Raw genomic sequence first — 24278 nt, forward strand, 5'->3', positions numbered from 1 at the left:
CGTATAAAAAAAAGCATTGTTAAAACAATGCTTTTTTAATACTGTAAGGAAAATCCAAATGGGATTTCATACAAGTTTATGTTATATAGAGGTATCCACTACGCCTCACAACTGGCACATTCTTTTTTCTGCTTGAATTTTTGTGCAGCATTCATGCTATGTTGGTAATACAGGGATTTTAGCCCCAATTTCCAGGCGGTTACATGGATTTTGTTGATGTCCTTTGTGGGCATGTCCGGGTGCACAATGATGTTCACGGACTGTCCTTGATCTATATGGTTCTGTCTATTGGCCGCTTGATAAATTATATCCAATTGGTCCAACTCTGAATAGGTTTTGAATATGGCCTTTTCTTCTTCGGACAAGAAATCCAAATGCTGTACAGATCCATCCATGTCCCGGATACTTTTCCAAACCTCGGTGTTGTTTTGCCCTTTTTCCTCCAAAAGTTCCATGAGATATGGATTTTTGATGGTCACCTTGATCTTGGCGATATCTTTCACGTAGCAATTGGACCAGATGGGTTCAATTCCCTGGGAAACCTGGCCCAAGATAAACGCAGAGGAAGTGGTGGGCGCTATGGCATTCAATGTGGCGTTTCGCCTTCCGTAGCCTTTCAGCACCTCGGGCTCACCAAAACGTTCGGCCAATGCCTCGGAAGCGCTGTAGGAACGCTCTTTGATGGTTTTGAAAATTTCACTGTTCAGGTTATAGGCTTCTTGACTGTCAAAGGCCAATCTTTTGGATTGCAATAGGGAATGCCATCCCAATACACCCAAGCCCAAAGCCCTATTTTCCTTGGCAAAGTTATAGGCTCGCTCCATAAAAAGGAAGGTTTGACGGTCATCACGATCGGATGAATCCCGATAGGCTTCCAACTTTTCAACAAACTCTGTGATTACAGCGTCCAAGAAGTGAACCATGGTTTCCACGGCATCGGTGTCCTTCCACTTATCGTAATGCAATACGTTGATGCTGGACAATACACAGACAAAGGACCAATCATCGTTGGAAGGCAACATGATTTCGGTACAAAGGTTACTGGCATGGATACGGTGCTCTTTGTCCTTGTAAACATCGGCGGCACCATTGTTGGCATTGTCGGAGAAGAACACATACGGATAGCCCATTTCGCCCCTTCGTTGCAACACTTTGGCCCAAACCGTTCTTTTGTCCACATCGCCATCAATCATTTCCTGCATCCATTGGTTGGTAACGGTAACCCCGTGGGTAAGCTGTTGGATGGGGTTCCCTTCGGTACCGATTTCCAAAAACTCCATGATATCGTTATGATCTATAGGTAGATACGGTGAAAAACGACCGCGACGAACCGAACCTTGGCTTACCACATCTACCATGGATTCAAACAATTGCATAATATGTACGGCACCCGAAGCCTGCCCATTGTTCTTTACTGGGGCGCCCCTGTGTCTGATCTTCCCGAAATAACCCGAAGTACCACCACCCAATTTGGACATCATGCCCACTTCGGACTGGGTATACAGGATATTGCCCATATCATCATCAATGTGGGAGCCGAAACAACTGATCGGAAGCCCTCTTCTTTTACCGAAGTTTGACCACACAGGTGATGCCAAAGAAAAGAAACCTTCGGACATATAATTGTAGAACTTGTCTGCATAGCCCGGAATCCCCAAGATATCCTCGGCCCTTTCGGCAATTTCCCGAATACGGCCCTCTGGGGTAACGCCCTCCGTGAGATACCCCGACGCCAAAAATTGGCGACTGTATTCGTTCAACCATTCAAACCCTTGTGGTTCTTCCTGGGTCTTGAGCTTGGTTAGGGTGCTTTTTCTGGCATTTAAAAGTTCTTGGGTACTGTTGTCTTGACTTTGTTCAACAATGTGGGGGGCTTGGGCTTTGTTCTCCATAATTTAAAAAAGGTCGTCGCTGGTTATACTTTGTGTTCTTTTGCTATAGTTGATGGATCGTTTTACAAAAAAGTCACCATGTTTGGTTCCAATGATCTCATCATCGAACCATTCGGTCTGCTCCAATAGTTTTTGGTCCACATCGAAGATTTTGGCAATGCCAATGCTTTCCAAGGAATTGTTGAATCGGTTTTTGATGAATTCGTTTACCACCGCCTTGGGAAGGAAATCCAGTTCCCCCTCCTCAAAGATCCAATCCACAATTTTGCTCTCGGCTTCAAAGGCTTTTTCACAGATTTCCTGGATCATGCTCTTGTACGCATCGTCAAACCACTCGGGATGTTCTTTTTTGATGATATTGATGACGTCAATTCCAAAATCGCCGTGGATTTGCTCTTCCTTGGAAGTGGCCTCCACCACATTGGAAATTCCCTTGAGCACATTTTTATGCTTGTTAAAGGCCATGATGATCAAAAACTGGGAGAAAAGTGAAACATGTTCAATAAACAAGGAAAATAGCAGAATGGACTCTGCGTACTCCTTATTGTTCTCACTCTTGGCATTTTTCAGGGCCGTTTCCAAGTACTGCACCCGTTTCATGATCACCGGTTTTTTCTTCAGATTCTCAAACTCCTGGTTGAGGCCTAAAATTTCCAATAGGTGTGAATAAGCATCGTGGTGCCTTACCTCACTTTCGGCAAAAGTGGCACCCACGGAGCCTATTTCCGGTTTGGGCATACGGTGATAGATGTCTCCCCAAAACGTTTTTACCGCCACTTCAATCTGCGAAATGGCCAACATGGTATTTTTGATGGCACTGCGCTCCACATCGCTCAATCCCGATTTAAAATCCTGGATGTCACTGGTAAAGTTGAACTCCGTATGGATCCAATAGGAATGACGTATGGCTGGCACATATTCATACAATTGTGGGTACTCGTAGGGCTTTAGGTTAATACGCTTTTCAAAAATGTCCGTCTCGCGCATTTGGGCCCTTTTGTTCCTGTAAATGATGTAGGCCTTGGCCACATCATGGAACTCACTGTCCATCAATACATTTTCCACAACATCCTGGACCTCCTCAACGGTTGGCACATAATGTTCATCCTTTTGCATCCGTTCCAATAGGGTTTCATGAACGCTATTGGCTATGCTCTGCGCATCATTTATCTGACCATGGTCCACTGCGGTCATGGCCTTTAAGATTGCGTTGGTTATTTTGTGCAAATCGAAGGGCTGTGTACTAAAATCCCTTTTAGTAATGTGAGAAATATGCATGAAAGAAAGTGTTTGGATTTGTTCTAACTGAACTACTATGTAAAATTCATATTTTCTTTAGTTTGATTTTATGTTAACACATTTAGGTTCTCAACACTTTTATCAACAATGCATTTAATTATTTGATAATCAATATTTAAGAAGTTGTAAATTAAAATTGGTCCAATCAATGGGGTGTAAGGAAGTATTATCGAACGGTCCCGGAATTACTGTTCCATAAGGTGTTGATACAAGGAACTGTCATCCATTTTCGGAGGATGAATATTTCTACTAACAGGCCTCCATGGCACTTAAAGATTTCTAGGGTTTTTGTCTTGTTGATTGAGAAGAAAGTGGTCAGTTTTCGGGTTCAAAATTACTTTTAAGGCATTCATGGGGTGGTGAAAGTTCTTCCTGAAGGTCTTTTTTGAAGAGACTGATGCTTTAAGATTTTGTTCACTCTTCAAACTCATTTCCGTTAATTGAAAGTTAAACTATTATAATATGATAGTAATACTATTAGTTTTGCCGTTTCTAATTTCAAAGTATTTCAATCATGGATAGGTTGATGCAGTCCATCAAGATGGACATCAATGAAAAACTCTATGTGAAGGATCCCGAATCATCCACATTGGGAAAAAAAATTGTTGAGCAAGGCATTCTCTTGATATACGAGATAGGTTTTGAATGTTTCACCTTTAAAAAGTTGGGGGCAAGGATTGGCTCCAATGAGAGTTCCATCTATCGCTATTTTGAGAATAAGCACAAGTTCTTGCTGTATTTGGCTTCTTGGTATTGGGGTTGGACGGAATACAAGTTGGTGTTTGCCACCCATAGTATTTCAGATCGTAATGAAAAGCTGAAGAAAGCGTTGGAAATACTGGCCCAGACCGTTGAGGAGGATAAATCCTTTACCCATGTCAATGAAGTGGTATTGAACAAGATTGTAATCAGTGAGTATTCCAAATCATACCTGACCAAAGAAGTGGACAATGAAAATAAAGAGGGGTATTTCACCATTTACAAAAGGTTGGTGGATAGACTTAGTGAGATGATTGCGGCCGTGGATCCAGAATATCCATATCCACTTAGCCTGTCCAGTATGGTCATGGAAGGGACCCTGCACCAATTTTTCTTACAAGAACACTTCCCGGCCCTTACCAGTTGCAATGATAAGGTGACTCCCGCCGAATACTTTGTGGACTTAATTTTCCGAACCTTAAAAACAAAGCCCAATGGCTAAGAACATTTTAACGGCATGGCAGCGATTGATTGGTATGCTTACCTTGGATAAGAAGGATATCTTTCAGGTGTTTTACTATGCAATTTTTGCGGGATTGGTGAATCTTTCCCTTCCTTTGGGTATCCAAGCGATCATCAATCTTATTCAAGGTGCGCAGATAAGTGCCTCATGGGTGGTACTTGTGGTCATGGTGACCGTGGGGGTGGCCTTTGCCGGAGCGCTGCAGCTGATGCAGATCAGGATTATAGAAAACGTCCAGCAAAAAATCTTCACAAGATCTTCGTTTGAATTTGCCTATCGATTTCCAAAGATCAAAATGAGTCAGTTTAGCAATCACTATCCGCCAGAATTGGCCAACCGCTTTTTTGACACGCTCACAATTCAAAAGGCGCTTTCCAAAATACTGATTGATTTTCCAGCAGCCTTGTTGCAAATTGTGTTTGGACTTTTGTTGTTGTCCTTTTATCACCCATTTTTTATCCTTTATGGATTGCTGTTGGTGCTACTGATCTATGTGGTGCTCAAGTTTACGGCCCAAAAGGGGTTGGAGACCAGTTTGGAGGAATCCAAAAACAAGTATAAAGTGGCCCATTGGATACAGGAAATCTCCAGATCTATCATCAGCTTTAAACTTTCCGGCAAGACTTCGCATGCCATGGATAGGAATGATTACCTCGTGGCCCATTATTTGGATGCAAGGGAAGGACACTTTAGGGTATTGGTGATACAGTTTATCCAGATGATTGGTTTTAAAGTATTGGTCACGGCAGGTTTGCTGTTGATTGGTGGACTTTTGGTATTGGACCAACAAATGAACATAGGCCAGTTTGTTGCTGCGGAAATCATTATTCTTTTGGTAATCGGTTCCGTGGAGAAACTCATTTTGGGACTGGAAACCTTTTACGACCTCTTGACCTCCTTGGAAAAAATGGGACAGGTGGTGGACAAGGAAATGGAACCACAACAAGGGGAGACCCCTTTTGAAGGAACCAAAGGGCTTACTGTAGAGCTTCAGGATGTGGCATATGTGGTACCTGGGAGAGGCAAGAAGATTTTGGAGAACATCACATTTACGATTACTCCACAATGCTCTATTTTATTGAAGGGTACAAGCGGTTCGGGACGGTCCACATTGCTCCGTTTAATTGCCGGTATCCATGAACCCAGTGAAGGAAAAATCTATGTGAACAATGTGGCCCTCCAAGGCATTTACCTTAATGAATACCGTGCACTTCTGGGGCAATCGTTGACGGAAGAATATCCATTTGAAGGCACCATATTGGAGAATGTGACTTTTGGGGACAAGGACATTCCCATGGAAGACGTATACTGGGCCTTGGAGAAAACGGGGCTTACGCAGTTTGTAAAGGAGCAACCCAATGGACTGCAGACCATGCTTTACCCTGAAGGGAAAAAGATTCCCTATACCATATCCAAGAAAATTGTTTTGGCCCGAAGTGTCGTACATCGCCCAAAACTTTTGATACTCAAAGACCCATTGGATCAATTTGAGGAGAAAGAAGCGGAAAAAGTGATGGATTTCCTATCTGATTCGTCCAATGGATGGGCTCTGGTGGTCGTTAGCGAGAACCAAAAATGGGAGGCTCGCTGCAATAGGATACTGACCATTGAAAATGGAAAATTGATTAACCCAAGTTAAGGACCATGCTGAACATTTCACATAACAAGTTGAACAAGAAAGTAGATCTTTCCCTATACAAGGCAGGAGCCAAGGTTTTTCAAAAACGCCATTACAAACAGTTCAATCGGTTTTTGGCCGCATTTTCCGTAATTCTTTTGGTGATTTTGTTTCTGCCATGGACCCAGAATATATCGGGTAGGGGGTATTTAACCACATTGACCCCGGATCAACGTCCGCAGACCATACAATCCCCAATTCCGGGACGTATTGAAAAATGGTATGTTCGGGAAGGGGATTATGTGGAAAAGGGAGACACGATTCTCTACATTTCCGAAGTGAAGAGTGAATATTTTGATCCGAGTTTGGTAGAGCGCACCGGAAAACAGATCCAGGCGAAATCCATGGCCGTGACCTCCTACCAAGAAAAGGTAAAGGCTTTGGAAACACAGATCAGGGCCCTGACCCAGGAACGAGGGCTGAAATTGGAACAGGCCAAGAACAAATGGGAGCAATCCAAACTGAAGGTAAAAAGCGACAGCATTGACCTTGAGGCGGCCAAAACCAATATCGCCATTGCACAAAGGCAATATGATCGGGTGGTACAATTAGAAAATGAAGGGTTAAAGGCAGTGACCGACTTGGAGGAAAAGCGATTGAAGCTACAAGAAACCCAAGCAAAATTGGTTTCGCAGGAAAATAAATGGTTGGCCAGCAAGAATGAGGTCATCAATGCCAAAGTTGAAATTAATAGGGTGCAGGCAGAGTACACCGATAAGATTTCCAAGGCCCAAAGTGATCTATTCACGGCCCAGTCCAATCAGTTCGACTCTGAGGCCCAAGTGACCAAATTGGAGAATGCGTACACCAATTATGAGATGCGAAACAGTCTTTTGTATATACGGGCACCACAAAACGGGTATATCAATAAAGCCATTCAGTCCGGGATTGGCGAAACTTTCAAGGAAGGGGATCATTTGGTGGGAATCATGCCTTCGGAATACGATTTGGCCGTTGAAACCTATGTGAACCCCATAGATTTGCCCTTGATCAACTTGGGAGAAAAGGTCCGTATTCAGTTTGATGGTTGGCCCGCCTTGGTTTTCAGTGGATGGCCCAATGTTTCCTATGGTACCTTCGGAGGAGAAATTGTGGCCATAGAGACTTTTATAAGTACCAATGGGAAGTATCGTGTGTTATTGGCCCCGGATGAGGAAGATGTTCCATGGCCCAAGGATATCAGGGTAGGGTCAGGTGCCATGACCATGGCACTCTTGGAAGACGTCCCCATTTGGTTTGAACTATGGAGGCAGCTCAATGGCTTCCCACCCAATTACTATCAACCCCAAAACGCAAACGCAGATGGTGCAAAGAAGTAAAATACGGTTTTCCATAGGTATTTTCCTCTTCGCGGTTTGGGGAACCTTTGCACAACAGGATAGCTTGGTGTTGGGGTTTAAAGAATATTTAGGGTATGTGAAAAAATACCACCCTATTGCGAAACAGGCCCAATTGACCTTGAATGTCGGTCAGGCTAATTTAATGAAGGCCAGGGGAGGCTTTGATCCAAAGGTCGAAGTGGATTATGATCGAAAGGAGTTCAAAGGGACCGAATATTGGGATCGCCTCAATACAACCTTCAAGATACCTACGTGGTTTGGTATTGAATTAAAAGGGAGTTTTGACCAACGGGAAGGAACCTACCTAAACACCGATGAATACCTTCCCGAAGATGGCTTGTACAGTGCGGGCATATCCATGTCCTTGGGAAAAGGATTTTGGATCAATGAGCGTATGGCCACCTTGCGAAAGGCCAAACTGTATAGGGAACAGACCAAGGCAGACCAAGATCTAATGGTCAATGAGGTGCTGTATCGCGCGTCCATGGCGTATTTTGATTGGTTGAAAGCGTATCGCGATGCACTGGTGTTCAAAGATTTTTTAGGCAATGCCCAAACCCGGTTTGAAGGGGTAAGGCAGAGTGCTTTGGCCGGGGATGTGGCCATGATCGATACCGTGGAAGCCAAAATAGCGGTAAGAAACCGTGCGCTGGGGTACGAGCAGAGTAAGGTGGATGTATTGAAGAAATCCCTTGAACTATCCAACTTTTTATGGATAGATGATGTACCCGTGGAGTTGCAGCCCGGCGTAACACCAGATTTGGATACTGCAGGTCGGATAGATGGTACGCTGGAGATTTTGGGTAAGCCTTTGGATAGTTTTAGTTTGGAGAAACACCCCAAGCTACGCTCCTTGAACTATAAAATAGAACAGCTTTTGGTGGATAAAAGGCTTAAAGCCAACAAACTGCTTCCTAAACTGGATGTGGAGTATAATTTTATCACCGAAACCCCCGATCAGATAAACTCCCTAATCGTGGATAATTTTAAAGGAGGTGTTACATTTCAGTTCCCATTGTTTCTACGAAAGGAAAGGGGCGATTTAAAATTGGCCAAATTCAAACTTATGGATGCCGAGTTTGAACGGGACAATGCACAGGTGGCACTTCAAAACAAGGTCATCGCCATTTATGGGGAATTGGAATCCTACGAAGTCCAAAACCAATTGATTGCCAATATTGTAACGGACTATACTACATTGTTGAAGGCTGAAGAGCGTAAGTTCAGCTTTGGTGAGAGTTCCCTCTTCTTGATCAATTCAAGGGAGAGTAAACTCATCGACACCTATTTAAAACGCAATGAAATGGAGAACAAATTCTTCCATACCAAGGCAAAATTGTTCAAGAACCTGGCCATTAACCCTAAAATATTGTAGGCTGTTCAAAAACCCCCTTTATCCAAAAAATATAATTTGAACTAGCTGTTTTCAGGGGATGAAGCAATACCTTTGTTAGGCACGCTTTTTTGAATGACCACAAATGAACTTGACCATTGAGAATATTTTATTGGTAGGCTCCCTATTGCTCCTCTTGAGCATATTTGCCGGAAAAACCTCCTATAAATTTGGTGTCCCCACCCTGTTGCTGTTTTTGGCCGTAGGGATGTTGGCCGGGTCGGATGGGATAGGGGGAATTCAATTTGATGATCCCAAGATAGCCCAGTTCATCGGTATCGTGTCCCTTAACTTCATTCTGTTCTCCGGGGGACTGGATACCAATTGGAAAGCCGTAAAACCCATACTCAAGGAAGGAGTGACCTTATCTACCTTGGGAGTTTTATTGACCGCGCTGACCTTGGGAATGTTTGTATGGTATATTACGGATTTTACGTTTTATGAAAGTATGTTGTTGGGTTCCATTGTGTCCTCCACCGATGCGGCTGCCGTATTCTCTATCTTAAGATCCAAAAGCTTGGCATTAAAGGCGAACTTACGGCCCACATTGGAGTTGGAAAGTGGAAGTAACGATCCCATGGCCTATGTGCTTACCATCGCTTTTTTGACCCTAGTGGTCAACCAAGACCAAAGCTTTATGTCTGTTGTTCCCATGTTCCTGCTACAAATGGTTTTGGGTGGGTTGGGTGGTTTTGCCTTTGGAAAGCTCAGTAAGTTCATCATCAATAAAATCAAGCTGGACTTTGAAGGTTTGTACCCCGTGCTGGTCATCGCTTTGATGTTCACTACGTTTTCTGCAACGGATTTTGTAGGCGGCAACGGATTTTTGGCCATTTATATCTGTGCTGTGTATTTGGGAAACCAGGATTTGATCCACAAAAAGACCATCTTGAAAATGTACGATGGTTTGGCGTGGCTAATGGAGATTGTACTTTTCTTGACCTTGGGACTGCTTGTTTTTCCAAAGCAAGTCGTTCCTTTTATGGGCATAGGCCTGCTGATTTCACTTTTCTTAATCTTGGTGGCCCGTCCGGTAGGGGTTTTCTTGAGCCTTTTACCGTATAAAATGAAGCTCAGAAGACGGTTCTATATTTCTTGGGTTGGCTTAAGGGGAGCAGTGCCTATTGTGTTCGCAACGTATCCTCTCTTGGCAGGAATTGATAAGGCCAATATGATTTTCAACATTGTTTTCTTTATATCGGTGACCTCCATACTTATCCAAGGAACCACACTGTCCATTGTGGCGAAATGGTTGCATGTGGCGTTACCTGAAAAAGTAAAAAAAGCAAGCGCTACCGATTTACTGCTATCAGAAAATCCAAAAGCAGAAATGAAAGAGATTTTGGTGACTCCCGACTGTTTTGCCACGGATAAGAAGATTGTGGAACTGGGCTTTCCAAGAAATGCCATCATTGCCATGATCAAACGCGATGATAGCTATGTAACTCCCAATGGCTCCACAATAATTGAACCTTGGGATAAATTGGTGGTCCTTGCCGACCGACCCGAAATCTTTGAGGAAGTAGATAAGACCCTGAAGGGATTGTGAGGCTATCCTTAGCTTTTTAGCAACATTGGATATAATGCATACACTGAAAAAATGGGTAGCTTGCAGTCCAATAATTTTTAGACCGAAACTCACTGAACACCATCCAATGAAAAAACGTATACTCTTTTTATTCTTGTTTATCACTATTGCCATAGGCTATGGTCAGACCATAGATGTCATTTCCTATAACATCAGATATGATAACCCCAATGATAACCCCAACCATTGGGAGAACCGAAAGGATTTCCTTATTTCCCAATTGAATTTCTATGCCCCGGATGTTTTTGGGGTGCAGGAGGGGCTTATCAACCAACTAAAGGATATGGACAGTGGCCTGAAGGATTACACCTATTTTGGCATAGGGCGTGACCATGGTGACGAAAGGGGAGAGTTTACCGCTATTTTTTACAATCAGAAAAATATTGAACTCCTTAAAGAAGGCACATTTTGGTTGTCTACAACACCGGAAGTCCCCTCCAAGGATTGGGATGCAGCATTGCCCAGAATCTGTACTTACGGCTTTTTTAAGGATAAAGAGAGTGGAGCGAAGTTTTTTGTGTTCAATACCCATTTTGATCACGTGGGCGTACAGGCACGCGAAGAAAGTGCTCAACTCATACTGAAAAAGATAAAAGAGTTGAATCCAGAGAATCACCCAACAGTCCTGATGGGTGATTTTAACTTGGAAAGCAACAGTGAAGGCATCCAATTGATTGTTCAAGAGATGAAGGACACTCATATTGAGGCTGGTACCAATGCCTTTGGTCCCAAGGGTACCTTCAACGGGTTTGACTTTACCAAACCTGTGGATAAAAGAATCGATTACATTTTTGTTTCCGAGGGAATCAAGGTGGTCAAAAGTGCCATTTTAAGCGACTCAAAAGACCTTAGGTATCCATCCGATCACTTACCGGTATTTGCCCGATTGGATTTCACTTCTAAATAGTTTGGTAAATCTCTTTGGAATAGATCTCTGTAGTATAAATAGCTTACAGAGGTGTGTCATTTCCATGGCAAAAATCAATAACAAATGAAAAAGGAATTACAGTCAATACTTGTTGTCCTTATCCTATTTCTGGGCTCCAATCTAGCAGCCCAAACAAGCTATAAGGTGCATTCGCATAACGATTATGCACAGGAGCTACCCTTCTGGTTCGCCTATGCCAACGGCGCGGCATCCATTGAGGCCGATGTGTTTTTAAAGGACAATACCCTTTATGTGACCCATACCGAAGCTGAAATTGTGGAAGGAAGAACCTTTCAGACACTTTACTTGGACAGGCTTCAAAAATTGCAGGAATCAGGTAATTTGAAGGACGTTCAAGTACTTATCGATTTTAAATCCGAGGCCTATGCCACCTTGGAAAGGCTAGTGGAGGTCTTGGAAGATTATCCGCAACTCCTAAAAGCGGACAAGGTTCGTTTTGTGATTTCGGGAAATAGGCCCAAACCTGCAGATTACGGGAAGTATCCCAATTTCATTTGGTTCGATCATCAGAATCTGGATGAATTGGACCGCATTGAATTAAATAAAGTGGCTTTGGTCAGTACGAGCTTTAAGAACTATTCGGTTTGGAATGGATATGGAAGAATGACAGCGCCCGACTTAAAAACAGTGGAAGCGGCTATCAATAAAGCCAAAAGTGTGGGCAAACCGTTCCGTTTTTGGGCTTCACCCGATACTAAGACGGCTTGGGCTCGATTGGCTAGGCTAGGGGTGGATTACATCAACACCGACCAACCTGCTTTGGCCCAACAATATTTGACGAGTTTGGAAGCCAACACCTATACACGGGAAACGCCCATTCCGGTTTATCAACCCAAGTATGGGTACGCAATGGAGGCAAAACCCACCAATGTAATCTTGATGATTGGCGATGGCAACGGATTGGCTCAAATAACAGCCGCCATGGTGGCGAACCAAGGAAGCTTAACGCTAACGGAAATCAAGGATATTGGCTTGGTCAAGACCGCTTCCCATGACGATTTGATCACCGATTCTGCGGCAGGGGCAACAGCCATGGCCACTGGGGTTAAGACAAACAATAGGGCTATTGGAGTAGATGCGGATGGAAACGGCCTTGCCAATCTTGTGGATGCGGTGAGTGCTAAGGGGTTCAATACTGCCATTGTAACCACAGATGCCATTTATGGGGCAACCCCTTCTTCCTTTTTTGCCCACAGCGTCGAGCGCGATGATACCGAAGGTTTGGTAGCTGATTTAAACAGCAGTGGACTTGATCTTTTTATTTCTGGAGGACAAAATCAAGAAGATTCCATCCAAAATAAGTTCAAGACCCAATCCCTGGAAAGTTTTGAAACCTTGCAGGGGCCAACGGCCATCTATTTGGGAAACCATAAGGTGCCTTCCATTAGCTCGGACAGAGGAAGCATTTTTCCTGAAGCAGTTAAAAAGTCACTTGAGGCATTAAGGGCTAAGGAACAACCTTTTTTCCTAATGGTGGAGGGAGCCCAAATTGATAATGGAGGTCATTCCAACAGTGTTGGGGATATTGTGGAGGAACTGTTGGATTTTGATAGGGCCATTGCAGAAGCATTGGAGTTTGCAGATACCCATGGGAACACCTTGGTGGTCATCACTGCGGATCATGAAACCTCCGGTTTTGGAATTGTAGGGGGAAATATGAAAGAAGGAAGGGTCCAAGGGGATTTCTTGACTGTTGACCATACAGGAATCATGGTACCCCTATTTTCGTATGGTCCCCAATCCCAGAATTTTCGGGGGGTCTATGAGAATACGGACATCCATCATAAAATTTTGGGGGCTTTGGGCATTGCTGCTGAAAATGGAAAATAAAGCCGCAAAAAGTAGCTTTAAAATGATGGAATGGTATACGGTTTCAACAACCTAATCGATAGGTTTTGCGGACAGTCCATTTAAGTCCCATACAATTTTGCCATCTTTTATGGTGAGTTCCGCTTCCAGTTTTTTGTCGCCTTTGAGCAAATTGTTTCTGGCATCAATATAGCCAAACGTTCCCTCTCTAAGTCGGAGTACGGCTATATCGGCCACGGCGCCCACTCCCAAATGGCCCAAATCGTTGCGGCCAATGGCTTTGGCAGGATACCAGGAACCACGTTTGAATACTTCTTTTAAGGGAATCCCCATATTCAGGAATTTAGACATGACGTTGAGGAAATCTTTCATCCCTGCATTCATACTAAATCTGTGTAGGTCCGTACCAAAGGAGTTGGGCCAAAAGCCTTGCTCAATGGCCGGAATACCCTGGTCAAACCAAAACCCGGCACCCCCGTGTCCCACATCAAAGAGAATACCGCGTTCCTTGGCTTCCATTACCACGGGCAAAATGGTACCATCTTGATTTACAACGGGCTTACGTTCCGAAATGTTCTCAAAAGTATGGGTGATGATATCCCCGGGCCGCATATGGGCCAACTGATCTTCCAAGGTATATTCGGGGAGATGGCACTCCACAAAAATGGGCCGATTGGTTTTTTCCCCAGCCTCAATAGTACGTTCAAAGGGGGTCCAATCCTTACCATTGTAATGCCCAATCTTGATGCCAACGATGGTGTTGGGATATTGGTTAATGATTTCCACGGTCTTGGCCACATTCATTTCGCCGATGTCGCTTTCAAGTTCATCGCCGGTCATACCATGACCTGCAATATTGAGAAAGGCCAGTATACGCGTTTTTGACTGGTCAATGACCTGTTCCTTGAATTGGGGAAAATTCCGCCAACCGGAGGTTCCGGCATCCACTACCGTGGTGACTCCTGCCTTAAAACTGAAATCATCAGGGGACAAACTGTTTATCCCATTGGTAAATTTTTTCGCCTCGGGGCCAACAAAAACGTGGGTGTGCGTATCAATCAAACCGGGTACTACAAAAAGCCCCGTTGCATCTACCACCACTTTGGCCGTCTCGCTGGAAATATTTTGGGAAACTTCGGCTATTTTTCCATCAATAATAGAGACATCGGCAATAGTGTCTACTTGGTTCGCTGGATCAAAAACATGGCCATTCTTAAGGAGTAAGTCAGCCTTTTGGGCATAAAGGTTTGAGGTCAGCAAAGCTGTAATAAGCCCGAATATTATCTTGAAATAGCCTTTGCACATACTACTTCTTACTGAAATCTGTTCCAGCCATTCCGTTCAGGTCCCAAACAACTTTACCGGCTCTTAGGGTAAGTTGGGTCTCCAGCTTCTTTTTTCCTTTAAGGGTGTTTCTACGCACATCCAAAAACCCAAAATCTCCCTCCCGTAAGCTAAATACGGCAATGTCCGCTTCGGCCCCTACGTCCAAATGTCCCAAGTCCGTCCTTCCGATGACCTGGGCAGGTGCCCAAGTTGCTCGGTCAATAACATCTTCCAAAGAGAATCCCATAGCCATAAATTTGGAAAGAACATTGCTGAGGTCCTTCATCCCGGCATTCATACTCTGGGTATGTAGGTCGGTGCTGATTACATTGGCCTTAAATCCTTGTTGGGAAGCAGGCACGGCCTGACGCCAAGAAAATGCCCCACCTCCATGGCCCACATCAAAAACAATACCTCTCTCCTGTGCCTTGAAGACAAAAGGTTTCACCTTGTCGTTTTCATCCACTATGGTTTCACGTTGTGTTGGTCCGTAAGAGTAGGTATGGGTAAAGATATCCCCAGGGCGAAGGTGCTCCATAAAAAGTGATTCTATGGAGTTGGGTGGGTCATGCTCTCCAAAGTCGACCATTACGGGGACGTTGGCCCTTTTACCGGCTTCAACGGCCAAGTCCACTTGGTCAAAACCGCCCCAATAATGGGCTGCTTTTATGCCAACCAAAATTTCAGGATAGAGTTTTGTAATGGAATAAGCCGTCATCTCAGGATTCATGTCGCTTAAATTTTGTTCATCAAACCTACTTTTCATGCCATGACCCACAATATTGAGCAGAGCTAACACCCTCGTCTTGGCCTTGTCTATGGTCTGTTCTTTGAACAAAGGGAAATTTCGCCAACCTGATGAACCCGCATCCACAACCGTGGTTACTCCGGACCTGAAGGTAAACCCATCGGGCATTACACTGGTCTGGGCATTGGCAATATAGTCATCCAACTCGTTGCCCATAAATACATGGACATGCATGTCTATAAGGCCAGGTGTCACAAAATACCCCGAAATATCAATGGTTTTTTCAGCTTTTTTCTCTGAAATGCTCTTGGATACGCTTTTTATCTTTCCATCTTGGATGCCGATATCCATAGGGGTATTGATGTTATTTTTCGTATCAATAAGGTGACCTCCTTTTAGGAGAAGATCATATTCCTGGGCGTGCACCCCCCCCAAGCCAAGGGTAAATAAGAAAATTGGAAGTAAGAAACGCAGTCGGTTGAGGTTGGTGTGGAAATCCATGTGGTTTAGTTGGTTTAGTGAATCTGTTAATATATGGCTTTTGAGACTGGAAAAGTGTTTGAGGGGCAAAAAAGGTTCTTTTGCTTTTCCAGCTTATATTATAGTACACTTGAAAAGGGGGTTACCCTATACTCTGGTTTCGCTATATCGTTGGAAACAAGATGGGTATTTGAAAATCCAATTTGTGATATCAGCGCACAAAATTTAAATTAATGTTCAAAATATGAGCTATATATTTAAGCGACCATTTTTAAAAAGAGCAAAATTGAGAACTAAGAAAATCATTGGATTTACCCTTTTCTTGCAGTTATTGGGTGTGGGATGCGGGGAGAATACCAAAACGGAAAGGACATGGAGTATGTACAAGGCGGATAACGCCAGTACCAGTTATTCTCCATTGAAACAGATACATAAGGAAAATGTTTCAAAGTTGAACCCGGCATGGACATTTAGACCCATGGATGCCGTGGAAGGTACCAGATTTTCAAGGAATGAATCCAATCCTATAGTTGTGGATGGGGTCATGTATACCACTTCGGCCAGACATCGTTTGTATGCGCTTGCTGCTGATACGGGAAAATTGATTTGGTCTTTTGACCCCTTTGATGGAGGAACTGGTGGGGGAGTGAGTAGGGGGGTGACCTATTGGGAAGATGGTGACGACAAAAGAATACTGTTTACCGCGAGCGACCAGCTTTATGCGGTAGATGCGAAAACTGGAAAGCTTGTGACATCTTTTGGTGAACAGGGAAAAGCCAGTATGAATGTTGGACTTAGGGGAGACCCAGATGCCATTTCGGTTATCCCAACATCGCCCGGGATTGTTTATGGTGACCTATTGATCATGGGGACCGAAGTCTCTGAACTATATGGCGCGGAACCTGGATATATCAGGGCATATGATATCAGGACAGGCGCTTTGCAATGGAAATTCCATACCATTCCCAAACCTGGGGAAGTCGGTTATGATACGTGGCCCAAAGATGCCTATAAATATGCAGGCGGTGCCAACAATTGGGGCGGCATGAGTGTGGATGAAAAGAGGGGCATGGTCTTCGTTTCTCTGGGATCTCCCACCTATGATTATTATGGTGCCGACCGGGTGGGCATGAACCTCTTTGGCAATTGTGTGGTTGCCCTTGATGCCGGAACCGGGGAATATATATGGCACTTTCAGACCATTCATCATGATCTATGGGATTACGATTTGGCGGCACCTCCAAATTTGGTAACCTTGGAGCGGGACGGACAAAGAGTGGATGCGGTCGCACAAACCTCCAAGGTGGGATTTTTGTATGTGTTGGATAGGGAAACAGGAGAGCCTTTGTTCCCTGTGGAAGAAAGGGAGGTACCGGCCTCCAATATACCGGGGGAATACGCTTGGCCTACCCAGCCCTTTCCGCTTAAACCCGCACCTTATGCGCGACAATCCATTAGCGTGGATGATTTAAGCTTTTACTCCGAAGCATCCCACGATTCTTTGTTGAAAGAATTCAAGTCGTATCGTTACGAAGGCTTGTTTACGCCACCCGATACCATAGGAACCTTTATGTTTCCGGGCAGTAGGGGAGGCTCAAGCTGGGGCGGCGGAGCTTACGACCCAAATACGGGTGTACTGTATGTGAAATCCAATGATTCCCCTGAAATCAGTATGTTGAAAAGAGTGGAAAAAACAAAAAGTCAGGATGGAAACGCCTCACTGTATGAAAGAGGGGAACAGTTTTACAGTAATTTTTGTTTGAGTTGCCATGGGGCCGATAAAAATGGACAGGAGCCCGACTATCCATCACTATTGGGCTTGGGAATGAAGATGGATAGCGAAGAAGTCTTGAAAAAAATAGAGGAGGGTGCCGGGAAAATGCCTTCGTTTTCCAGTGTGCTTCCCGGAGAGGAAGAAGCTATTTTGGCGTATCTGTTCGAGCAAAAAGACGCAAGGTCCAGACGAGAGGATCGTTGGCTTAAGGAAGTGCAGGCCAATGAAAATGCCAATGCCAATGCAGAGGTGCAGTCAGACACCCTGCCAAGGTATTTGAATATTAGGGCCTATGGGTATTTTAGGGACAGCGAAGGCAGACCCGGAATTAAGCCGCCATGGGGTACCTTGAATGCCATCAACCTGGATACCGGGGAATACATGTGGAAAATTCCGGTGGGAAACTATCCTGACCTGCAAGAGGAAGGAGCACCCATAACGGGAACGGGAGGTTCGGCCGGACCCATTGTGACGGCTGGTGGAATTGTGTTTTTGACAGGAACCCATGATCAAAAACTATTTGCCTTTGATAAAGATAGCGGAGAACTGCTTTGGGAAGCCTTGCTTCCGGCATCGGGAACGGCCACTCCCAGTACCTACATGATGGATGGAAAGCAGTATTTGGCCATTTCCTTGGCAGGAAATGAGGATGAACCAGGAGGCTATATCATGGCTTTTGCACTACCAGAAGGTGAAGGTGTGGGGAATTGAACCTCCATTCAGGATATGGCATGGCTTAAGATATATTAACGGTTTCTTTTTGAAGGTCTAAATATTTTTTACGTACCAGTTTAGCGGTTTGATGGTCTCCTGTATGACTCCACCCCGGAGGCATGAATACATACAATATTTTGTTTTTTAGGCCTGGAGCATTGATCACATCTTTATAAAGAGCCCTGAATTCGCCAAAATACACATCCAAAAAACTTCCCGAATCCATCTCACGGGTTATGCCATATTGAATGGGAAGGTGGTCTTTCTCATCTTGATAGGTTCCAAAAATCCTATCCCAAATGTTCAAGAGATTACAGAAGTTGGTGTCCATATACAGGGGGTTTCTACCGTGGTGTACACGATGGTGCGAGGGGGTTAAAATAAGTTTTCCAAGGAAACCTAAACGTCCCTTTTGCAGCACATGCTCGCCAACATGGATGAAGGTGGCATAGGTAATATCCAGCAGAAGAATGGAAAAAAACAGTTTTGGGTCAACTCCTAAGAGCATGCATGTTGCGGTTCGGACAAAATCAGCATATGGGAATTCGAGAAAAAAATGCGCATGGTTTACGGATAAGTTCATGGTCTCCGCCGCATGGTGAGGGGAGTGTAGGCACCACAGCAAACGTATCTTGTGACCAAAATAATGATAAATAAAGCTGCCCAATTCCCAGACCACATAACCGTAGATAAACCAATACCAAGTGTATGTGGTCTGAAAAGGCGCATACTCTTGAAAGAAACCAATACACCATACCATGGTTCCCAAGGAAAGAATACGGCCAATAATCCTATTGAAGACAATAATGAAGAAATTTACTTTGTACGTTCTTAATTGTTCCCTTTCCCTGAAAAAGACAATGAAGAACTCTACAAAAAGTAAAATGGGCAATGCTAGGAAAACACAGGATATGATACCATCAAAGCTTTTGAAAAAGGCGTAGTTTTCTGTTTTTAGGGCTTCCAGTATGCCGGTGAAGCCTAGAAAATTCATTGTTTCCTCAAAAATTGCATTTAAAAAATCCATAAGCGGTTGTATTTCCATCCGTTCAAATATATAATTTTTTATGTATGAACATATGAACATGTTTATAGATAAACGGTTTACGAAAACGTTTTAATGGTTCTATTGGGGCAGCATGGCGAGAGTTGGTTATAAGCAATAACTTTGTGCTATCAATAATTCAAGACTTCGTCTAGTAATGAATTGGCAAAAAAGAAACATTTTTTTTGGCAACATGCAATAAATATCTATATTTGAACATATGTATGAACATATGAACATAATGTACCTGATTCTTGGTTGACCAAAGATGGATTGGGTTGTGTAAAAGAGATGATATTTAATAGAATTATTTGAGTTGTTGGGTTTAGTTCTAAAAATGGATGATGGGAAGAAGGAAGTGTCGATTCAATGCTTTCGGTCTTCCCATTTTCATTTGATGACTTGTTCAACAAAGTGTACCGTTAACTAAACTATCCTTCAAACTATGTATTTATGAAATGTTTGCGATTGATTTTATTGCTGTCGGTCATGGCTATTTTAAGTTGTGATGACGACCCAGAACAAAACCCCGAAGGGTTTACCGAGTTCGTCACCAATATTGATGGTGATTGGAAGATTGACCAAGTGCTCCAGAATGGAAACGATATCACCAATTTTATCGATTTTCAATCTTTTTCCTTGCAATTATCGTACGAAAATGGGATGCCATCGTCGTATACCCTTTCCAATCTAACAACACCTTTTGCTTTGGGGCAGGCAAGTGGGAACTGGTCATTTGATGACCCTGTATATCCTACCAAGATCAATTTTTCGGACGGTACAAGCCTGGATATTCAGGGTGCGGTGCTTTCCGGTGGGGATGAGCTTACAGTGACCGTTCCTATGGGCTGTACCTCTAATACCTATACGTATCGATTGAGCAAATAACCAGAAACTAACATGCACTGAAATGAAAAACAAACTATACAAACTAAAGCGCATCCTGTTTCAGCCAAAAGCACTGTTTCTGTTGTTTTTGTTGTTGAGTATGTGCATTACCATTACCAATGTAAATCAACCCTCTTCCATGGGTGTAGGGGAAAGAATGGACATCACCATCGATGTTGATGTGGCCCCAGCCGAAGATGCGGCCCACAACATTATATTTGGCGTTTTGGCTCCAGAGGCCTGGGACATAGCGTCCAATGCCACGGTTTCCTACACCTCTGATAATGGGGATGGGACCATGCGATTGGCCAATGGTGCCGACCCAGATTACGCCACTCCCATTATGGACCTTGCCGGAATCGGTGAAAATTATGGTCTGGTAGAGTGGGTGGTGTTCATCTCCGATGAAACGGTATCCGGTGCCAATGGCGTAAACTTTTCCGGACAGATCCAACTTTCCATGGATGTCGGGACGGATAACCTTAAAACTCAACTGGGATATATTGTGGGAACTTCGGGATATGGCATCACTGCGGGAGAGACCGATATAAGGTTCACTTCTTGCATGGAAGTGACCGGAGGGTCCAATCCGTTGATAGATTTATGTGGTCCTCTTCCTTTTCCCGTGACCTTTCAACCTGCGGAATATACCTATGATGACATTATCCATATTGGGTTTGATGCCACAAAAGGACCCGAAGGGTCGCCAACAGCGCTTTCGGGTGCTACTGATGTATATCTATGCGCCAAAGCTGTTATAGATGGTCAGCCTGTTGAGGTCTGCGATAATAGCGATATTACCAAAATGCACAGTACAGGCAATGACCAATGGCAAATATCCATTTGGCCCAGACAGCTTTTCAATGCTTTGCCAAGTCAGGAAATTACGGATATCACCTTCAGTTTCATCAACCAAAGTGGAGATGTAGAGGTCAAGAATCCTGATACCGGGGAAGACTTTCAACTAATAGCCAACTGTACAAATTAAAAACATGACGATTATGAAAAACAGAACAAAAGGCCTTATTGTCATTTTTTTGGTGCTTGGCAATCTTATGACCTTTGCGCAAAATATTACCATTCAAGGGGTGATTACCGGAGAGGACGATGGTCTTCCGTTACCAGGGGCCAATGTAGTGGTGAAGGGTATGGCCATTGGTGCCTCCGCCAACTTTGATGGGGAGTATACCTTGGAAGTCCCGAGTGGGGATGTAACCTTGGTTTTCAGCTATCAGGGATTTAGTTCACAAGAAGTTCCGGTAGGCGGACAACGAACCATCAATGTAGCTCTGAAAACGGATGTGAACGAATTGGACGAAGTGGTCATCATCGGTTACGGTAGTACAACCAAGAAAGATCTTACGGGGTCTATTGCCACGATTAAATCAGAAGATTTGGAATCAGTACGTTCCACTACCGCCGATGATTTTGTACAGGGAAGGGTATCTGGACTGTTATTGACCCAAACTTCGGGTCAACCTGGAGGTGCCACTTCTGTCAGGATTCGAGGAAGTAGTTCTATCAATGCCAGTAATGAACCTTTATACGTGATCGATGGTTTTCCTGTGGACAACAACAGCGACAACCTTTCCGCTGGTGTGGCCGAGGGGCCTTCCATCAATGCCCTTTCTACCTTGAGTGCCAACGATATTGCCTCCATAGATGTGTTGAAGGATGCTTCCGCTACCGCCATTTATGGTTCCCGTGGGGCCAATGGGGTCATCATAATTACCACCAAAAGAGGATTGAACGGGGATGCCCAAATCAATTACGACACTTATTTAGGGGTGAGTGAGGTTATAAAAAAGCTGGATGTACTCAATGCATCACAATTTGCTTTTTACGTGAACGAGTCAAGATATAATGGTTCAGGAGATCCCAGGTTCTATACAAACCCAACCTCTTTTGGAGTGGGTACCGATTGGCAGGATGAAATTTTTAGGACTGCCATTACCAAAAGCCACGACCTTTCCATAAAGGGAGGGAACCAAGATATCAAGTATGCTGTTTCCGGGTCATATTTAGACCAGGAAGGGGTGGTTATTGAAACCGATTTTAAACGGTACAATTTTCGGGTAAACCTCGATTTTAAGGCTACGGAAAAATTGTCCATTGAGAACTCTTTGAGTTTGAACAGGACCAATTTCAACACGGCCAGGACCGAGACCACAGGCGGGGTAGAGGTGGCCAGTAGTGCCATAACCGGGGCATACCAGTTTAATCCCCTGTTACCTGTTTTTGACCCTGAAGGAAATTATACCAAAGGAAATTTCATTGTTCAGGACGATGGGACCTTTGTGAATGACGTGAGCAATATCCAAGAGCAGATTCCCAACTTCCCAAGTCCGGTAGCTTATCAAAAATTGACCGAGAGCAAGGGTAAGGCCACCAGGATATTGGACAATTTGGCCATTAAATGGGATGTGGCCAAAAATCTCCAATTGAAGACCACTTTGGGAGTGGACTTGAACATCAACGAACAGTTTTATTTTAGGACCGAGGAAATCGATTTTGGAAATTCACCGGGGGCTTTTGCGGCCCAGGCCAAAAATACGGCCACCAGCTATTTGGCGGAATCCACTTTGAATTATACCAATACCTTTGGCAATAGACATCGTGTGAATGCCTTGGTAGGGGCTTCATGGCAAGATTTCACCATTGAATCCCTTTCAGGGAATGCTTTGGGATTCCCAACGGAAAATTTTGGTTCCAACAACTTGGGACTTGGATTGAACCCAGGGGTCAGTTCCAATATCATAGAGTCCAGATTGATATCCTACTTTGGAAGGGTCAACTACATTTTGGACAACAAATACATCTTTACGGCCACTTCACGGGTTGATGGTTCGTCCAAGTTTGGTGATGGCAATAAATATGGATTTTTCCCATCAGGAGCTTTCGCATGGAATGTTTCGGAAGAAGATTTTCTTCAAGATTCCGGACTCTATCTAAAACTGCGTTTGGGGTATGGAATCATAGGAAACGAGTCCATCGCACCCTATTCTGCACAATCCACATTTAAGCCTACCTATCATTCCTTTAATGATAATGAGGTGGTGGGGCAATTGCCCAGCACACCGGCCAACAGTGCCCTTAAATGGGAGCGCACCGAGCAATATAATATTGGTCTGGACCTCGGTTTTTTCAATGACCGATTGGGATTCACCATTGATGGATACCGAAAAAACACGGAAGATTTGTTGCTGAACCTCCAAGTACCTTCACAAACCGGATACATTCAAAGTGTGGTCAATGCGGGAAGTGTACGTAACGAAGGAATTGAATTGGGCATCAATGCACAAATGTTCAAGGGGAAGTTCAATTGGGACGTTAACCTGACTGGGGCCTATAACAAGAACAAGATTTTGGATTTGGCCGGCTTGGACAATATTCCAACAGGCTTTGGAATTCTGGGCATTACCAATTGGCAGTTGCTTGTGGAAGGTGGCGAGATTGGGGCATTCTACGGCTATGTTTCCGATGGCATCGTTCAATTGGATGATGACCCTGCTACAACCCCAAGGTTTGCAACGGACACCTTCACCCCCGGAGAGCGAAAGTATAAGGATTTAAATGGTGATGGGGTCATTGATGCCGATAACGACAGAACCTTCATCGGAAATCCCATTCCGGAATACACCTTTGGGATAAACAATACCATAACCTGGAACAACTGGGATCTTAATATATTTATGCAAGGGGTGTATGGCAATGAAATAGCCAACTTCAATAGAATCAACCTTGAAAATTTAAATGGTCAAGGAAATGTATTGTTGGAGGCCTTCTCCAACCGATGGACCCCGAACAATCCCAGCAATACCTATACCAGGGCTGCCGATGGTCCTCGGAACATTGTGTTTTCCGATCACTATGTGGAGGATGGCTCTTACTTAAGATTGAAATCCGCCACTTTGGGGTATTCCATACCGGGCAAATTTTTGTCCAGGATGAAAATCAACAAACTTAGGTTTTACATCACAGGCAAGAATCTGTTTACCCTTACCGATTATAGCGGAGTGGACCCTGAGGTCAGCTTTGGGGGGCAGAACAACAACCTAAGTGCAGGAGCGGATTTTGGGGGATATCCTACCTCAAGGACATTTCTTTTGGGTCTTAACGTAAACTTTTAAAAG

Annotated in this window: 16 protein-coding genes; 11 read left to right on the plus strand and 5 right to left on the minus strand. The window is 44.0% G+C overall.

Annotated elements, in window-relative coordinates:
* Nucleotides 1-98: 98 nt before the first annotated feature.
* The gene (locus F8C76_RS01175; RefSeq protein ID WP_129655834.1) at nt 99-1892 is read right to left on the minus strand and encodes a ribonucleoside-diphosphate reductase subunit alpha; all 1794 of its coding nucleotides are present in this window, start codon (nt 1890-1892) and stop codon (nt 99-101) included.
* Nucleotides 1893-1895: 3 nt separating this feature from the next.
* Complete coding sequence (locus F8C76_RS01180; protein WP_152130097.1) at nt 1896-3170, minus strand: ribonucleotide-diphosphate reductase subunit beta; 1275 nt, start codon at nt 3168-3170, stop codon at nt 1896-1898.
* Between the two features lie 535 nt (nt 3171-3705).
* Here F8C76_RS01180 and F8C76_RS01185 point away from each other — a divergent pair.
* From F8C76_RS01185 to F8C76_RS01215, 7 genes are all read left to right on the plus strand, one after another.
* Nucleotides 3706-4392: a TetR/AcrR family transcriptional regulator gene (locus F8C76_RS01185; RefSeq protein ID WP_152130098.1), complete on the plus strand. Its 687-nt coding sequence runs from the start codon at nt 3706-3708 to the stop codon at nt 4390-4392.
* Entirely contained in the window at nt 4385-6052 is a 1668-nt protein-coding gene (locus tag F8C76_RS01190; RefSeq protein ID WP_152130099.1) for a peptidase domain-containing ABC transporter, read from the plus strand. Before F8C76_RS01185 ends, F8C76_RS01190 begins: the two co-directional genes overlap by 8 nt.
* A 5-nt stretch (nt 6053-6057) precedes the next feature.
* On the plus strand, nt 6058-7410 hold the full coding sequence (locus tag F8C76_RS01195) for an HlyD family secretion protein (protein WP_152130100.1): 1353 nt from the start codon (nt 6058-6060) through the stop codon (nt 7408-7410).
* Nucleotides 7394-8806, plus strand: coding sequence for a TolC family protein (locus F8C76_RS01200; protein WP_152130101.1), 1413 nt, complete (start codon nt 7394-7396; stop codon nt 8804-8806). Before F8C76_RS01195 ends, F8C76_RS01200 begins: the two co-directional genes overlap by 17 nt.
* A gap of 103 nt (nt 8807-8909) precedes the next feature.
* On the plus strand, nt 8910-10373 hold the full coding sequence (locus F8C76_RS01205) for a potassium/proton antiporter (protein ID WP_152130102.1): 1464 nt from the start codon (nt 8910-8912) through the stop codon (nt 10371-10373).
* A gap of 106 nt (nt 10374-10479) precedes the next feature.
* Nucleotides 10480-11319 (plus strand): endonuclease/exonuclease/phosphatase family protein, encoded by an 840-nt coding sequence (locus F8C76_RS01210; protein WP_152130103.1) that lies wholly within the window; start codon nt 10480-10482, stop codon nt 11317-11319.
* Between the two features lie 84 nt (nt 11320-11403).
* Nucleotides 11404-13191, plus strand: a complete 1788-nt coding sequence (locus tag F8C76_RS01215; RefSeq protein ID WP_152130104.1) for an alkaline phosphatase — start codon at nt 11404-11406, stop codon at nt 13189-13191.
* 51 nt (nt 13192-13242) lie between these two features.
* Here F8C76_RS01215 and F8C76_RS01220 read toward each other — a convergent pair whose 3' ends face one another.
* Together F8C76_RS01220 and F8C76_RS01225 are read right to left on the minus strand one after the other, a co-directional pair.
* Entirely contained in the window at nt 13243-14475 is a 1233-nt protein-coding gene (locus F8C76_RS01220) for an amidohydrolase/deacetylase family metallohydrolase (protein WP_152130105.1), read from the minus strand.
* A gap of 1 nt (nt 14476) precedes the next feature.
* Complete coding sequence (locus F8C76_RS01225) at nt 14477-15745, minus strand: amidohydrolase/deacetylase family metallohydrolase (protein WP_152130106.1); 1269 nt, start codon at nt 15743-15745, stop codon at nt 14477-14479.
* A 265-nt stretch (nt 15746-16010) separates the two neighbouring features.
* Between F8C76_RS01225 and F8C76_RS01230 the strand changes: the two genes are divergently transcribed.
* On the plus strand, nt 16011-18209 hold the full coding sequence (locus tag F8C76_RS01230) for an outer membrane protein assembly factor BamB family protein (RefSeq protein WP_211372094.1): 2199 nt from the start codon (nt 16011-16013) through the stop codon (nt 18207-18209).
* Nucleotides 18210-18234: 25 nt separating this feature from the next.
* Here the strand turns inward: F8C76_RS01230 and F8C76_RS01235 are convergent, their stop codons facing one another.
* Complete coding sequence (locus F8C76_RS01235; RefSeq protein ID WP_152130108.1) at nt 18235-19239, minus strand: sterol desaturase family protein; 1005 nt, start codon at nt 19237-19239, stop codon at nt 18235-18237.
* Between the two features lie 471 nt (nt 19240-19710).
* On the opposite strand from F8C76_RS01235, the gene F8C76_RS01240 reads away from it, so the two are divergent.
* The 3 genes from F8C76_RS01240 to F8C76_RS01250 are packed head-to-tail and all read left to right on the plus strand — an operon-like array spanning nt 19711 to nt 24275.
* Entirely contained in the window at nt 19711-20145 is a 435-nt protein-coding gene (locus F8C76_RS01240; RefSeq protein ID WP_152130109.1) for a DUF5004 domain-containing protein, read from the plus strand.
* Nucleotides 20146-20167: 22 nt separating this feature from the next.
* Nucleotides 20168-21133, plus strand: coding sequence for a DUF4961 domain-containing protein (locus tag F8C76_RS01245; RefSeq protein ID WP_152130110.1), 966 nt, complete (start codon nt 20168-20170; stop codon nt 21131-21133).
* Between the two features lie 13 nt (nt 21134-21146).
* A complete protein-coding gene (locus tag F8C76_RS01250; RefSeq protein ID WP_170283930.1) occupies nt 21147-24275 on the plus strand; it encodes a SusC/RagA family TonB-linked outer membrane protein in 3129 nt (1042 codons plus the stop codon).
* Nucleotides 24276-24278: the final 3 nt, after the last annotated feature.

The organism is Flagellimonas olearia (genome assembly GCF_009184425.1).
Taxonomy (GTDB): Bacteria; Bacteroidota; Bacteroidia; order Flavobacteriales; family Flavobacteriaceae; genus Flagellimonas; species Flagellimonas olearia.